Genomic DNA, 13,085 nt, shown 5'->3' with positions numbered 1-13,085 from the left:
TTAGGCTGCGGTCCATGTCGGTGTCGCGATGGCGTGGTCGACCGGCGGACACAGCCCTGGTGCTCGCCGTCGGTCTGGTCGCCCTCGTCGGCCTGGTGGTGCAGTCGCGGGGCATCGACACCGTCGCCGAATGGGCGGCACTTCCGGTGGTGCTGGCCTCCTCCGCCGCGCTGTCCGTCCGCCGTCGCCACCCGGTGCCGGTGGGCCTCGTGGCGCTTGCCGCCGTCGGCGCGTACGGGGCGTTGCTACACAAGCCCGGCCCGATCATGTTGGTGTTCGTCGTGGCGCTCTACACAGTCGTCGACGAGGGCCATCTCCGGGTCGCCGTCGGTCTCGGTCTCGCCTCGGTGATCGCCTTCGCCGTCGCGGACGGCTACAACCGATCCCCGGACACCATGAACGGGGCGACGCTGCTGCACGCCGGTTGGCTCGTCGCGGTCATCGTCGGGGTCACCCGCAACCGCCGGGCCTACCTTGCCGAGGCGCAGGCCCGGGCAGTGGCAGCCAAGCAGTGGACGGAGGAGGAAGCGCGGCGACGCGCCACCGAGGAGCGACTGCGCATCGCGCGCGACCTGCACGACATCCTCGGCCACCACCTCTCGCTGATCAACGTCCAGGCCAGTGCCGCACTGCACCGACCGGACCCCACCCGGTCCGAGCAGGCGCTCACCGCGATCAAGGAAGCCAGCAAGGAGACGCTGCGTGAGTTGCGAACGACGCTGGGGGCGCTACGGCAGGAGGGCGAGGCGCCGGTCGTGCCCGCGCCGGGCCTGCGCCGCCTCGACGATCTGATCACGACGGTCGGGCGTTCCGAGGTGGACATCCGAGCCGAGTTCGCGGAGGTCGGTTCGCTGCCGCCGGAGGTCGACCTGGCGGTGTACCGGATCGTCCAGGAGGCGCTCACCAACGTCACCCGGCACGCCAGGGCCGCCACCGCTGTGGTCCGGGTGCGATCCGACAGTGACGACGTGCTGGTCGAGGTGGAGGACGACGGCACCGGCGCGCCCGGCGCGCCGGGCAGCGGAATACTCGGCATGCACGAGCGGGCCCGCGCGCTCGGCGGCTCACTGACCACTGGTACGCGGCCGGACGGCGGATTCCGGGTCCACGCCCGCCTGCCGCTGCGTCCCCGCCCGGCACCGACGTCGGAGCCGGCATGATCCGGCTGCTGATCGTCGACGACCAGACCCTGGTGCGCGCGGGCTTCCGTTCCATCCTGGACGGTGAGGACGGCATCGAGGTGGTCGGCGAGGCGGCCGACGGGTCCGAGGCGGTGCGCCTCGCCGCGCAGCTGCGGCCGGACGTCGTCCTCATGGACATTCGGATGCCGGTGCGGGACGGCCTCGCCGCCACCGGGGAGATCGTTGCGAGCACCGAAGCCCGTGTGATCATCCTGACCACGTTCGACCTGGACGAATATGTCTACGGTGCGTTGCGGGCCGGCGCGAGCGGCTTCCTCGTGAAGGACACCGAGCCGGCGGAGCTGATCCACGGGGTCCGGGTGGTCGCCCGGGGCGACGCGCTGATCGCGCCGTCGATCACCCGCCGACTGATCGCCGAGTTCGCCACCCGGGCGACGCATCCGGACCCCAAACCGCGGTTGAGCGTGCTCACCGAGCGGGAGCGTGAGGTGCTGGCCCTGGTCGCCGCGGGCCTGTCCAACGACGAGATCGCCGCACGGCTGGTACTCAGTCCGGCCACCGCCAAGACGCACGTCAGCCGGATCATGACCAAGTCGCAGGTGCGGGACCGGGCCCAGTTGGTGATCCTCGCCTACGAGTCCGGCCTGACCGTGCCCGGTTGGCTCGCCCGCTCCTGACCACGGTCTCCGGCTGGGCGGCAGAGCCACGACCGGCGCCTGCGCCGGAACGGTCAGCCCGTCACCCGGTCAGGCGGCCGGTGCGGCGGGCGCGAACCAGGGCCAGCCCGCCGAGAACCACTCCGACCAGTCCGACTGCCAGAGCAACAAAGGCCCCGCCTCGCCCGTTTCCGGTGCCGATGCCGCTGTCGGAGGTGGCCACCACCAGACCACCGAGCGCCATGCCGACCAGCCCTGTCGCCAGGGCCAAGAGGGCTCCGAGGCGCCCCGAAGCAGCGCCGATGCGACTGGCGGGGCGGGCCAGAGCCAGCCCGCCGACGATGGCGCCGACCAGCCCCAGCAGGACGGCCGCACTGGCGCCGAAACGCCCGGAACTCATGGAGAGAGCAGCGGCGGCGATCGGCTGGGCCGAGACGTGCGCGGCTGCCGGGGCCGCCGGTTCGATGCCCCCCAGCGGGGCGACTACGGCGGCGGCGAGCAGGTGACGGATGGACATCGTGGATCCCCTCGGTCGCGTGACGGGTACGGGTGGCAGCCTAGGAATCAGACCGCTGGTGAGTCGTCATGCCGGAGTTGCCGGTAGGCCTACCACCCGGGATGTACGGGCTCGGGGGCGTCGTACCGCAGTGGTTGTCTCCCGGGCTGGTGCGGGCCACCGTCCGGCACCCCTGACTCGCGCACGACGTGGTCTTGAAGAACGCCTCTGACCTGCGGTTTTGTCGGATTCCGGCAGTGGTGTTCGACGCCCGCAAGTGGTACGACTGATGCATCGACCGGGTGGTGCGGGTCAGTAGGAGGTGGCGTTGATGAGTCTCACGAGCACCATGCATCCACAGTGACAAGCCCGGAGAACACCCCGGAGAAGGCGGCCGCCTACGCGCGTGGTCAGGACGCGGGCCGGATCGAGCAGCGTCTGCAGGGGCATGATGAGCACCTGCGACAGATCAATGGCTCGATCGACTCGATGACGAAAGCACTCGGGTCCCTCACCGAGGAGATACGCGCCAACGCGTCTCTGCTCAGCGCCAACGTGACCTCGAACCGCCGTGACACCAGTGAGCGCGACAAGATCGCGGCGATGCGGGTGGAGGAGGCGGGCATCGTCGAGTCCGAGCGGACGGTCCGGTGGACGGCATGGCAGCGCTGGTTCGCCGTCGTCGGCGCGATCATCCTGGTCGTGAACTTCGGCCTGGGTCTCTATCTGGCGTTCGGCCGTTGACCCGCGGGGCAGCCGGGTGATCTACCGCTGCCAGGCGTCGATGGTGCGTACGCCGTCGCGGACGACCCGGTCCAGGATGGTGGAGTTGCCGCTGGTGCCCTCCCACCCCTGGTCGTTGAAGACCGTCACCGCCTTGCCGACCCGGGCGACGGCGATCTGGCTGGACGCGGTGTCGCCGGTGCGTTCTCCGTTCAGGCTCGTCTCGGCCCAGGTGCGGGTCAGCAGCAGCGCCTCGTCGCCGACGCCGGTCAGCGGCTCGCTCTTGACAGTGACCCGGTTTCCGGACTGGTCGTAGGCGGGGCACGCCTGCACGTCGGTACGCAGACGTCCCAGGTACGCCGACGCGCCGTCGCCGTCGAAGGTGAAGATGACCTGGTGGATCAGGCCCTGCGGCACGTCAGCCTCAGTAGCGCCGGCCTTCTGGTAGGTGTTGGTCATCGCGGCGCTCGCCGTGACCTGCCGACCCCCGGTCCCGAACTCGTTGCCGCACATCGTCGGTAGGGCGTCCGTCACCGGCGTCGTCCGCCGGGGGGACTTCCGCAACTCGGTCGGCAACTCGACGAAGGCCGACGTCGGGATGGTTGCCGGAGTGCCGGCCCCCGGCGTCGGCGCGTCGGTCGGATTCGCTGATGCCGAGGCGACCGTCGGGGCCGCCATCGACGGGGTCGAGCCCGGCGGGTCCTCGGTGGACGTGCAGGCGGCCAGTGCGACGCTTCCCACCAGCGGAATCAACGCAAGGACGCCGCGCGTACGGGCGGTCGACGTCGGTCGGTGTCGGCTCATGATCCTCCCTCGGTTGTCCCGGGCAGTTCCCTGCTACGAGTCGGCCGAAACGACCACACACCGCCATCGGACGGTAACCGGACCTGCCGAAACCGGGGTGCCGCCACACCGGACCAGCCGTTAGGCTGCTGCCATGACCAGCGTGATCGTGCCCTGCACCGGAGCGTCGTGTGACGTCCTGGTTGGTGCGCGACGCCGGCGATCCGTCGCCCGCCCGCGCTGACCTGTTCTCCTGCGACCGGCGGATCGAGCCGCCGGTCACCGACTGGTCGTTCCCGGTCCGCCCGCATCTCCCCGTTGAACGGCTCGCGTGACAGCGCGGGTCCGAGTGAGATCGGCGTACTCATGGATCTTGAAAGGTTGTTGTCCGACCGGCTGGCGCCAGCGTTCGCGGAGGTGGCCGGTGGCCCGGTCGACCCGCTGGTGCGGCGGTCTCCGCGCGCGGACTTCCAGTCAGACGCGGCGCTGGCGCTGGCCCGGCGGCTCGGTCGCCCGCCGCGCGACATCGCCGCCGCGGTGCTGGAGCGCGCGGTGCTCGACGACGTCTGCGCGTCGGCGGAGGTCTCCGGGCCGGGTTTCCTCAATCTGACCGTCGCCGACCGGGCACTGGCCGCCGGGCTGGCCGGCGACGCCCGGCTCGGGGTGCCGTCCACGACCGCGCCGCAGACCGTGGTGGTCGACTACTCGGCGCCGAACGTGGCCAAGGAGATGCACGTGGGGCATCTGCGGTCCACGGTCATCGGCGACGCGGCGGTACGGCTGCTGGAGTGGCTCGGGCACCGGGTGGTGCGGGTCAACCACCTGGGTGACTGGGGTACGCCGTTCGGCATGCTCATCGAGCACCTGGCCGACCTCGGCGGGGCGGAGGCGGCGCACGAGCTGTCGATGGGCGACCTGGACACCTTCTATCGGGCGGCCCGGCTGAAGTTCGACGCCGACGAGGCGTTCCGGGAACGGTCGCGGTCACGGGTGGTCGCACTGCAGGGCGGCGACGAGCGGACGTCACGGCTGTGGCGGCTGCTGGTGGAGCAGTCCGAGCGGTACTTCCTGACCGTGTACGACCTGCTCGACGTGACGTTGTCCGAGGGCGACTTCCTGGGCGAGAGCGCCTACAACGACCTGCTCGCCGGTGTCGTCGACGACCTGGACGGGTTGGGGCTGTTGACGCCCAGCGACGGGGCCGACTGCGTGTTCCCGCCTGGGTTCGTCGGTCGCGGCGGGGACCCGTTGCCGCTGATCGTGCGTAAGCGTGACGGCGGGTACGGCTATCCGGCAACCGACCTGGCCGCGTTGCGGCAGCGCACCGGCGAGTTGGGCGCGACCCGGCTGGTGTACGTCGTCGGGCTGCCGCAGCGGCAGCACTTCGCGATGGTGTTCGCCGTCGCCCGGGCCGCCGGTTGGCTGAGTCCGCCGGCTCACGCCGAACATCTGGGCTTCGGTTCGATCCTCGGCGCCGACGGGCGGATGCTGCGCAGCCGGGCCGGTGAGTCGGTGAAGCTGGTCGGGCTCCTGGAGGAGGCGGTGGCCCGCGCCAGCGACCTGGCGCTGAGCCGGAACCCGGAGCTGGACGCCGAGGCCGCCGCCGAGATCGGTCGCGCCGTCGGCATCGGCGCGATCAAGTACGCCGACCTGTCCACCGATCGGACGAAGGACTACGTCCTGGACTGGGAGCGGATGCTCTCGCTGGAGGGCAACACCGCGCCCTACCTCCAGTACGCGTACGCCCGTGTCCGGTCGATGTTCCGGCGGGCCGGCACGGATGCCCGGGTGGACGCGCCCCTCGTGCTCGCCCTGCCGGCAGAGCGGGCCCTGACAGTCGAGCTGCTCGGGTTCGCCGGGGTGGTCACCGAGGTGGAGCGGACCCTCGAATTCCACCAACTCGCCGGTTACCTGCACCGGCTCGCCACGGCGTTCAACGCGTTCTACGAGCACTGCCCCGTGCTACGCGCGCCGGACGACCTGCGGGAGAGTCGGCTGCTGCTGGCCGAGCTGACCGCCCGGACGCTCCGGCAGGGGTTGCACCTGCTCGGCATCCGAACCCTCGATCGAATGTGACGAGGCAGCGCCCGGTCAGCGGGCCTTCTTCGTCGCCCGCTTCCGGGGCGGCGTCAGCAGGTCGGCGATCTGCGCGATGGCGGAGGGCACCAGGCGGTAGTACGCCCAGACCCCGCGCTTGTCGCGCTCCAGCAGGCCGGCCTCGGTGAGGATCCGAAGGTGATGACTCACTGTCGGCTGGGAGAGGTTGAGCGCCCCAGTGAGGTCGCTGACGGAGGCCTCACCGTCCGGCGCCGACTGGATCAGGCTGAGCAGCCGGAGTCGCGCCGGATCGGCGAACGCCTTCAGCACCCCAGCGAGTCGCTCGGCATCGGCCCGCTTGATCGGATCGCCGGTGAGCGGCGAGATGGCAGGCATGGCAGTTTTCGCAGTTCCCACGCCTGCCATAGTGACACCAAAACCATCAATAAACCGGTAGAACCGGCACCAGCACCTCCGATGGCGTCCGGATGGCGGAACGGTCCAGCCGAACGTGAGTCGAACACCGACGTCCGTGGTGACGTAGGGACCGTGTGGGGCTCCGCCGCGCCCCACACGGTCCCTACGCCGACGCACGCGTCGCCGGATCAGCCTGGCCGTCGGGTCAGCGGCGCGGCTTGGGTGCGATCCGAGGCAGCACGTACGGCGGCCCAGCAAAGATCAGGTCGGACTTCAACTCGTTGTACGCCCGCTTGGGCTGGTAGTTCTCGTCGTAGATGGTGGCCAGGCCCTCCGGCGGGTCGTTGAACCAGTCCGGCACCCAGGAGTACTTGTCGCTGAAACCCCAGACCGTGTACGACAGGCAGCTCCGCACGGCGAGGCACGCCTTCATCAGCACGCTGAAGTTGGCGGCCGACGCCTGCAACCGTGGGTTGATCTCCTCCGAGTTGCCGGCCCGGACGGCCTCCGTCATCTGACTACGGACGTCGACCTCGGTGAACGCGGTGGCGACGCCGAGCCCGCTGAACTTCTTCAACGCGGCGGTCACCTGGAGGGTGTCGAAGTTGCCGTACTGGGTGCCCAGGTGGCCCTGGGCGCCGACGCCGTCGATCGGGACACCCTGGGCGCGCAGGCCCTTGGTCATGTCGTAGACGAACTGCGTCTTGTCGTCGGCCGGGTTGCCGGAGCCGAAGGCCTCGATGTTGTAGTCGTTGTAGAACAGCAGGGCCTTGGGGTCGGCCGCCCGCGCCCAGCGGAACGAGTCGGCGATGTAGCCGGGCCCGAGGTTCTGCGCCCAGAAGCCCTTGTAGTGCAGGGTCGACGGGGTGTCCCACGGGTCGCTGACGGCCTCGTTGACCACGTCCCACTGCCAGATCTTGCCCTTGTAGCGGTTGACGACGGTGGTGATGTGCTTGCGCAGCAGCTCGCGCAGCTCCTGCTTGCTGATCGAGCCGTCGGCGACGCCGCTGGTCAACCAGGCGGGCAACTGGTTGTGCCAGACCAGCACGTGACCGCGCACGCTCTGCCGGTTGCGCTTGGCGAACTCCACGAACTGGTCGGCCGCCGCCCAGTTGTAGGTGCCGCGGGTGGGCTCCAGGACCTCCCACTTCATCACGTTCTCGGCGGTGACCGAGGCGAACTCGGAGGAGGCCAGCGCGCGGTACTGCGGGTCGCCGGCGTCGTTGAGAGCATCCATGTTCACCGCGGTGCCGACGTGCAGGCCGTGGCGGAGACCCAGGGCGCCGAGGCTCTGCGCCGTCGGGTCGTACGGCCGGCTCGCGGTGGCCGGCACGGTGTTCAACGCCGCGACGGTCGCGACGGCGACCACTCCGACGGTGGTCCACTGTCTCAGCTTCATGTGCCTTCCTTTCCAGACCCTTGATCGACAACTGTCGATCAAGAAGGTGCGGGTCCGGTTATGGCGGATAAGGAGCGGATTCGGGGCGGAGCGGCCGGGTGCGGCCGGAGGGCCGGTAGTTCCGGCCGGTGACCGGAAACCTGCTCGAAACGTTAAGGCCGTCTATGTCCGGGCGTCAACGCTGAAAACTTCCGGAAATTCGTCATATGACCTGCGCGGTCTTGCGCGACAGCACCGCGAAACTTTCGGCGGCCGGGGACACGCTGCTCTCGGCGCGTTATCGGTCGGGTCCGATGCCGTCGCCCACGTGATCGAGTAGCGACGCCAGGCGTGCCGGCCGGGTGGCCGACACGCCTGGCGTCGCTACGGGAGCTGATCCGCGCAGTCAGCGCAGGCCGGCGAAGAGGTCGTCCTCGGGGGTCGGCGCGCCCGTCCGGTCGCGGACCCGCAGGAAGGTCTCCACGCCCATCAGCTCGGTGAACCGGTCGCGGCCCAGTTGCAGGAAGAAGATGTTCTCGGTCTGACTGGCGTGGGCGGCCAGCGCGTCGAACTTCTGCCCGCCGTAGCTGTTGGCATCGACCCAGGTGGTGATCTCGTCGTCCGGCAGGCCGAGCTGCGGCATCGGCTCCGCCGCCTCGTCCGGCTCGGCCCAGTCGACGCCGAGCTCCCGCATGATGCGGCCGAACTGCTCGAACGCCGTACGCGGCACGGTGGTCCAGTAGACCTTCGCCGGGCTGTCGGTCAGCTCGACGGCCGCCATCGTGATCCGGTGCGCCTGGATGTGGTCCGGGTGGCCGTAGAAGCCGTTCTCGTCGTACGTGACGATGACATCTGGTTGGTACTGCCGGATCAACTCGGCGAGCCGGCCCGCCGCCTCCGCCACCGGCGTCGTCCAGAAGGCGCCGGGCTGGTCGTTGGTCGACCATCCCATCATCCCCGAGTCGGCGTAACCGAGCGTCTCCAGGTGGCTGACCTTCAACACCGCGCAGCTGGCCTCCAACTCGGCCCGACGCATCGCCACGACGGCGGCCGGGTCGTGCCCCGGGTCGCCCGGCTTGACCCCGCCCGGGCCATCGCCGCACCGCCCGTCGGTGCAGGTCACGAGCACCGTCGTGATCCCTTCGTCGGCATAGCGGGCCAGCACGCCGCCGGTGCTCGTCGCCTCGTCGTCGGGGTGGGCGTGCACCGCCATCAGGGTCAGAGGTCGCTCAGCCATGCCATCACCCTACGGTCAGGCTCCGACGGCCCGCCGGGACCCTGTCCGACCTCGCCTGGAAGCGGGGCCCGCATCCTACCCAGCCCGGCATCGGCCCAGCGAAGCTTGGGCAATCCGCCGTCCGGCACGGCGCCGGCTCCTACATTCGACAGGACCAGCAGGTCACAACAGCTCGGGACGGGAAAGAGGTCGATGACGGTGGCCGGTGCGGGATCGTTCACCGACGTGAGACAGATCGATGCCGGTGTCCTGAACGTGGGGTACGTGGACGCCGGGCCGCCCGACGGCCCCGCCGCGATCCTGCTGCACGGCTGGCCGTACGACATCCACAGTTTCGTCGACGTCGTGCCGCTGCTCACCGCCGCCGGTTACCGGGTCGTCGTGCCGTACCTGCGGGGCTACGGCAGCACCCGCTTCCTCTCCGACGACGCCGTGCGAAACGGCGAACCGGCGGCCATGGGGCTCGATCTCATCGCGCTCATGGACGCCCTGCACATCGACAGCGCGAAGCTGGCCGGGTTCGACTGGGGTGCGCGGACCGCGGACGTCGTGGCCGCGTTGTGGCCCGAGCGTTGCCAGGGCCTGGTCTCGGTGAGCGGTTACCTCATCGCCGGCCAGGAATCGGGCAGGGCGCCGTTGCCGCCAAAGGCGGAACTGGCGTGGTGGTACCAGTACTACTTCGCCACCGAGCGTGGCCGGGAAGGCTACGACAAGAACCGCCGTGACTTCAACAAGCTGATCTGGCACACCGCGTCACCACAGTGGACGTTCGACGACGCGACGTTCGACCGCAGCGCGGCGGCGTTCGACAACCCCGACCACGTCGACATCGTGGTGCACAACTACCGGTGGCGGCTGGCCCTCGCCGACGGCGAGCCACAGTACGACGAGGTGGAGAAGCGCCTGGCCGCGCAACCGAAGATCACCGTACCCAGCATCTCCCTGGAGGGGGACGCCAACGGCGCGCCGCACGTGGAGCCCAGCGTCTACGCCAAGCAGTTCACCGGGCGCTACGAGCACCGGACCATCGGCGGCGGTGTCGGGCACAACCTGCCGCAGGAGGCGCCGCAGGCGTTCGCGGACGCGGTGCTGGAGGTCTGACGGAGCCCGTCAACGCGGGCGGCCCGGCCGCTGCGGCTCCGGACGCTCCACGCGGACGGGATCGCCGCGGACGAGGTCGTCGTGGATGCGCCAGCGGGCGGTGGTGACGGCACGTCGTGCCACCTCGTCGCCATGCTCGACGCGTTGCCGCAGCAGGTCCAGGGCGATTCGCCGATTCAGGCTGAACTGCCGCTCCTCGTCCACGACCACGACGATGCCCGAGGGGCGGTGCGTCGCCCGTACCGCAGTGCTGGCCTTGTTCCGGTGCTGGCCGCCGGGCCCTCCGGTGCGGCAGCCGACGATGTCGACATCCGCCTCCGAGAACATCGTCGGCACCGCGTCGAGGCGGGGTCGCTGGGCGGTGACGTACCAGTTCTTGCGACCGGTGCTCGTCCGGTAGGGGCTGGGGGCCTGCCAGCACAGCGTGCCGGTCCACGAGGCGGCGAACGCCTCCGCGTCGACACCGGAGATCTGGATGAGCACCGACCGGTGGGTGCCGGGCCGATCGCCGGGCACCGCCTGCACCTGCTCGATCGTCACTCCTCGACGGGTGCCCTCCGCGGTCAGGCGGTACAGGAGCTGGGTCAGCGCCCAGGCGCATTCCCGTGGGCCGCGCCCGGCGGACAGCAGCAGGAGCACGTTCACGACCGCCCCCGCCCACCACGGTGGCCCCGCCGATCGGTCCGGGTCGTCGGCCCGAGGTCGGCCGTCTTGTAGGTGACCAGCGGAATCGTGCTGGCGACCGGCGTGGCCAGTCGGTGCTCGACGAGGTCGGCGATCACCTGCTCGATGCGCTTGTACGCGGTGGGCGCCTCCTCGAAGAGGAGCTGACGGTCACCACACACCACAAGTGAACCCAGCGGCGTGCGGCGTAGCTCCTCGACCGTGTGCTTGGCACGACCCCGCCGCAGCGCGTCGGAGCGCGACATCTTGCGGCCGGCGCCATGTGCGACGGAGAAATTGGCGTCCGGACCGGCATGGGCGGCCACCAGGTAGGACGGTGTTCCCCGGGTGCCGGCGACCAGGACGTCGCGGCCGTCACCCGGTGCTGCGCCCTTGCGGTGCAGGTAGACCCCGTCGCGGATCTCGACCAGGTTGTGGCACTGGTCGACGATCGGATCGGCGGGTTCGGCCCCCAGCGCGTACGCGACCCGGGCGGCCAGCACCCGGCGGTTGAGCGAACCCCAGCGCACAGCGTCGTCGTGCATCGCCAGGTAGGCGGCGGGATCGGGAGCGGCACCGGCGCCATGGGCCTCGGTGTGCGTCCGCAGGATCCGCTCGCCCAGACCACGGGAACCGCTGTGGACGACGAGCACCAGATCGTCCGCGTCGACCCCGAGACGAGCCGCGTGGCCCGGGTCGAGGACAGGCCCGACCCGGGCCAGCTCGACGAAGTGGTTGCCACGGCCGACCGTCCCGAGACCGTCGAGGTGACCGGCCGGGACGTCGCCCTCGACGACCGCCCAGGCCGGGTCGTCGGCGTCGAGCGTCCGATCGAGGTCGGGGAACCGTGCGGCCAGCCGCTCCGGTACGGCCCGCTTGAGCTTGATGGGGAACACGGCGATGCCGCAGCCGATGTCGGACCCCACCAGGAACGGGTACAGCACCGTCGACGCCATGGCCGCACCGATGGGGGCGCCCTTGCCCGGGTGTAGGTCCGGCATTCCGGCAACGTGAATCATGCCGTCGAGGGCGGCCACCTGCTGGCACTGGGCGAGCGCGTCCGACTCGATCCAGCTCGTGGACGACGCGAACACCGTGACGGTGGCGGGGTTGGACGAGGGCAGAGACTGGTGCTGGATCAAGGAGAGCTCGCTTCTGACCGAGAACGTGGCAACGGACGAGTCACGCCGCCCGGGAAGGTGTCACCGGGGGGCGGAGGGGGAGTGGGTCCGTCAGTACGTCATGGAGGTCACTCTCGCGGAGCGCGCCGCGTACGACAAACGATTTTTCCTCGCGTCGTACGCTGCCGCGATGAGCGCACCGCGTCGCATCCTGATCTACGGGGTGTACGGCTCCGGCAAGTCCACCCTCGCCGCGCGGATGGCCGAACACCTCGGGCTGCCCTGGTATCCGGTGGACGACCTGCTCTGGGAGCCGGGCTGGGTCGAGGTGCCCGTCGCGCAGCAACGTAGCCGGATTGAGGAGATCTGCCGGCGGGACCGCTGGATCGTCGACGGGGCGTACCACGGCTGGCGGGACGTACCGTTGGCCCGCGCCGACCTGGTCGTCGGCCTGGACTACCCCCGGTGGTGCTCGTTCGGGCGGTTGCTGCGGCGCACCGTCCGCCGGGTGCTGACGGGCGAGGAGATCTGCAACGGCAACCGGGAGACGCTGGGCAGCGTGCTGTCCCCGGACTCGATCCTGGTGTGGCACGTGACGGCGTTCGGTCGGGCGCGACGGCGGATGCGCGCCTGGCAGACCGACCCGTCCGCGCCGCCGGTGGTGTTGCTGCGCTCACCGGCGGAGCTGGACGACTGGATGACCAGCCTGCCCCGCCGGTGAAGCCGCGCGAGGGCGTTGATCAGGGCGTCGCCTGACATACTCGCGAGTCTGGACATCCGGAGGGACCGCACATGAAGTCTGCGGAAGCATCCGTACGCGAGTCGATCGAGAGGTTCCTTCGCGGTTACGCGCGAGCCGTCGAGGCCGGCGACAGCGGCACCATCGCCGCGAGCTACGCCGAGTCGTACATCGAGGGGGACCCGAGCACGTCCGCCGTCGTCACCAACGACGCGGAGTACCGCGCGGCGCTCGACGCGCGCCACACCGCGATGACCGAGCAGTTCGGCCTGACCGGCGCCCGTGTGGTGGTCGACGATGTGCTCGATCTCGCGCCGGGTCACGTTCTCGTCCACACCCGGTGGACGCTGGACTTCGCGCCGTCCGCCGGCAGGGCCGGCAGCGCACAGTTCGCCCAGACCTACGTCGTGCGCGTCGGCGGCGACCGGCCGCAGATCCTGCTCTACCTCTCGCACGAGCGCGAGGACGAAGCTCTTCGCAAGCTGGGGCTCGTCGGCTGACCGTGGGTCCAGGTAGTCGTCGTCGGCCCGTGGTCAACACCCACCGCACATCGTCGTCGAGGATCTCGGCGGCGGTGCCCGGGATGGTGTCC

General features: G+C 70.4%; 15 protein-coding genes. 8 read left to right on the top strand and 7 right to left on the bottom strand.

The genetic code is table 11. The annotated features are described in order from the left end of the window. Positions 1 to 14: 14 nt before the first annotated feature. Positions 15 to 1,160 carry a sensor histidine kinase gene (locus ACWCO3_RS00475; protein WP_450007718.1) on the top strand — a complete coding sequence of 382 codons (1,146 nt, stop codon included), beginning with the start codon at positions 15 to 17 and terminating at the stop codon, positions 1,158 to 1,160. Next, on the top strand, positions 1,157 to 1,819 hold the full coding sequence (locus ACWCO3_RS00470) for a response regulator (RefSeq protein WP_145784575.1): 663 nt from the start codon (positions 1,157 to 1,159) through the stop codon (positions 1,817 to 1,819). The genes ACWCO3_RS00475 and ACWCO3_RS00470 overlap by 4 nt, the downstream gene beginning before the upstream one ends. Positions 1,820 to 1,880: 61 nt before the next feature. Here ACWCO3_RS00470 and ACWCO3_RS00465 read toward each other — a convergent pair whose 3' ends face one another. Continuing rightward, entirely contained in the window at positions 1,881 to 2,315 is a 435-nt protein-coding gene (locus ACWCO3_RS00465; RefSeq protein WP_145784574.1) for a DUF6223 family protein, read from the bottom strand. Positions 2,316 to 2,654: 339 nt separating this feature from the next. On the opposite strand from ACWCO3_RS00465, the gene ACWCO3_RS00460 reads away from it, so the two are divergent. After that, positions 2,655 to 3,038 (top strand): hypothetical protein, encoded by a 384-nt coding sequence (locus ACWCO3_RS00460; RefSeq protein ID WP_145784572.1) that lies wholly within the window; start codon positions 2,655 to 2,657, stop codon positions 3,036 to 3,038. A 21-nt stretch (positions 3,039 to 3,059) separates the two neighbouring features. Here ACWCO3_RS00460 and ACWCO3_RS00455 read toward each other — a convergent pair whose 3' ends face one another. After that, a complete protein-coding gene (locus ACWCO3_RS00455; protein ID WP_450007715.1) occupies positions 3,060 to 3,821 on the bottom strand; it encodes a hypothetical protein in 762 nt (253 codons plus the stop codon). A 170-nt stretch (positions 3,822 to 3,991) separates the two neighbouring features. Here ACWCO3_RS00455 and ACWCO3_RS00450 point away from each other — a divergent pair, with 170 nt between their 5' ends. Together ACWCO3_RS00450 and argS are read left to right on the top strand one after the other, a co-directional pair. Then, on the top strand, positions 3,992 to 4,135 hold the full coding sequence (locus ACWCO3_RS00450) for a hypothetical protein (protein WP_167524898.1): 144 nt from the start codon (positions 3,992 to 3,994) through the stop codon (positions 4,133 to 4,135). Between the two features lie 31 nt (positions 4,136 to 4,166). Continuing rightward, positions 4,167 to 5,876: an arginine--tRNA ligase gene (gene argS / locus ACWCO3_RS00445; RefSeq protein ID WP_450007712.1), complete on the top strand. Its 1,710-nt coding sequence runs from the start codon at positions 4,167 to 4,169 to the stop codon at positions 5,874 to 5,876. A gap of 15 nt (positions 5,877 to 5,891) precedes the next feature. Here argS and ACWCO3_RS00440 read toward each other — a convergent pair whose 3' ends face one another. The 3 genes from ACWCO3_RS00440 to ACWCO3_RS00430 all read right to left on the bottom strand — a co-directional run bounded on the left by ACWCO3_RS00440 (position 5,892) and on the right by ACWCO3_RS00430 (position 8,869). Continuing rightward, complete coding sequence (locus tag ACWCO3_RS00440; protein WP_088990648.1) at positions 5,892 to 6,233, bottom strand: ArsR/SmtB family transcription factor; 342 nt, start codon at positions 6,231 to 6,233, stop codon at positions 5,892 to 5,894. A gap of 226 nt (positions 6,234 to 6,459) precedes the next feature. Further along, positions 6,460 to 7,653 carry an endo-1,4-beta-xylanase gene (locus ACWCO3_RS00435; protein WP_145784565.1) on the bottom strand — a complete coding sequence of 398 codons (1,194 nt, stop codon included), beginning with the start codon at positions 7,651 to 7,653 and terminating at the stop codon, positions 6,460 to 6,462. Positions 7,654 to 8,038: 385 nt separating this feature from the next. After that, complete coding sequence (locus ACWCO3_RS00430) at positions 8,039 to 8,869, bottom strand: PIG-L family deacetylase (RefSeq protein ID WP_145784563.1); 831 nt, start codon at positions 8,867 to 8,869, stop codon at positions 8,039 to 8,041. Between the two features lie 225 nt (positions 8,870 to 9,094). Between ACWCO3_RS00430 and ACWCO3_RS00425 the strand changes: the two genes are divergently transcribed. Beyond that, positions 9,095 to 9,970 carry an alpha/beta fold hydrolase gene (locus tag ACWCO3_RS00425; protein ID WP_358052011.1) on the top strand — a complete coding sequence of 292 codons (876 nt, stop codon included), beginning with the start codon at positions 9,095 to 9,097 and terminating at the stop codon, positions 9,968 to 9,970. Between the two features lie 9 nt (positions 9,971 to 9,979). Here the strand turns inward: ACWCO3_RS00425 and prfH are convergent, their stop codons facing one another. Together prfH and ACWCO3_RS00415 are read right to left on the bottom strand one after the other, a co-directional pair. Next, entirely contained in the window at positions 9,980 to 10,615 is a 636-nt protein-coding gene (gene prfH / locus ACWCO3_RS00420) for a peptide chain release factor H (RefSeq protein WP_450007709.1), read from the bottom strand. Then, a complete protein-coding gene (locus ACWCO3_RS00415) occupies positions 10,612 to 11,775 on the bottom strand; it encodes an RNA ligase RtcB family protein (RefSeq protein ID WP_269680219.1) in 1,164 nt (387 codons plus the stop codon). The genes prfH and ACWCO3_RS00415 overlap by 4 nt, the downstream gene beginning before the upstream one ends. A 169-nt stretch (positions 11,776 to 11,944) precedes the next feature. On the opposite strand from ACWCO3_RS00415, the gene ACWCO3_RS00410 reads away from it, so the two are divergent. Together ACWCO3_RS00410 and ACWCO3_RS00405 are read left to right on the top strand one after the other, a co-directional pair. Continuing rightward, the gene (locus ACWCO3_RS00410; protein ID WP_358052007.1) at positions 11,945 to 12,475 is read left to right on the top strand and encodes a P-loop NTPase family protein; all 531 of its coding nucleotides are present in this window, start codon (positions 11,945 to 11,947) and stop codon (positions 12,473 to 12,475) included. 71 nt (positions 12,476 to 12,546) lie between these two features. Continuing rightward, positions 12,547 to 12,993 (top strand): Cif family virulence factor, encoded by a 447-nt coding sequence (locus tag ACWCO3_RS00405; protein ID WP_145784555.1) that lies wholly within the window; start codon positions 12,547 to 12,549, stop codon positions 12,991 to 12,993. The last annotated feature ends 92 nt before the right edge of the window (positions 12,994 to 13,085 follow it).

This window comes from Micromonospora sp. NPDC002411, from assembly GCF_053592955.1.
The sequence above is the reverse complement of the archived record's forward strand: the minus strand, read 5'-3'. Positions and strand labels throughout refer to the sequence as shown.

Bases quoted from the DNA above. Each gene is read 5' to 3' on its own strand.
- ACWCO3_RS00475 (WP_450007718.1), top strand. From the start codon at position 15: ATGTCGGTGTCGCGATGGCGTGGTCGACCGGCGGACACAGCCCTGGTG.
- ACWCO3_RS00470 (WP_145784575.1), top strand. From the start codon at position 1,157: ATGATCCGGCTGCTGATCGTCGACGACCAGACCCTGGTGCGCGCGGGC.
- ACWCO3_RS00465 (WP_145784574.1), bottom strand. From the start codon at position 2,315: ATGTCCATCCGTCACCTGCTCGCCGCCGCCGTAGTCGCCCCGCTGGGG.
- ACWCO3_RS00455 (WP_450007715.1), bottom strand. From the start codon at position 3,821: ATGAGCCGACACCGACCGACGTCGACCGCCCGTACGCGCGGCGTCCTT.
- argS (WP_450007712.1), top strand. From the start codon at position 4,167: ATGGATCTTGAAAGGTTGTTGTCCGACCGGCTGGCGCCAGCGTTCGCG.
- ACWCO3_RS00440 (WP_088990648.1), bottom strand. From the start codon at position 6,233: ATGCCTGCCATCTCGCCGCTCACCGGCGATCCGATCAAGCGGGCCGAT.
- ACWCO3_RS00435 (WP_145784565.1), bottom strand. From the start codon at position 7,653: ATGAAGCTGAGACAGTGGACCACCGTCGGAGTGGTCGCCGTCGCGACC.
- ACWCO3_RS00430 (WP_145784563.1), bottom strand. From the start codon at position 8,869: ATGGCTGAGCGACCTCTGACCCTGATGGCGGTGCACGCCCACCCCGAC.
- ACWCO3_RS00410 (WP_358052007.1), top strand. From the start codon at position 11,945: ATGAGCGCACCGCGTCGCATCCTGATCTACGGGGTGTACGGCTCCGGC.
- ACWCO3_RS00405 (WP_145784555.1), top strand. From the start codon at position 12,547: ATGAAGTCTGCGGAAGCATCCGTACGCGAGTCGATCGAGAGGTTCCTT.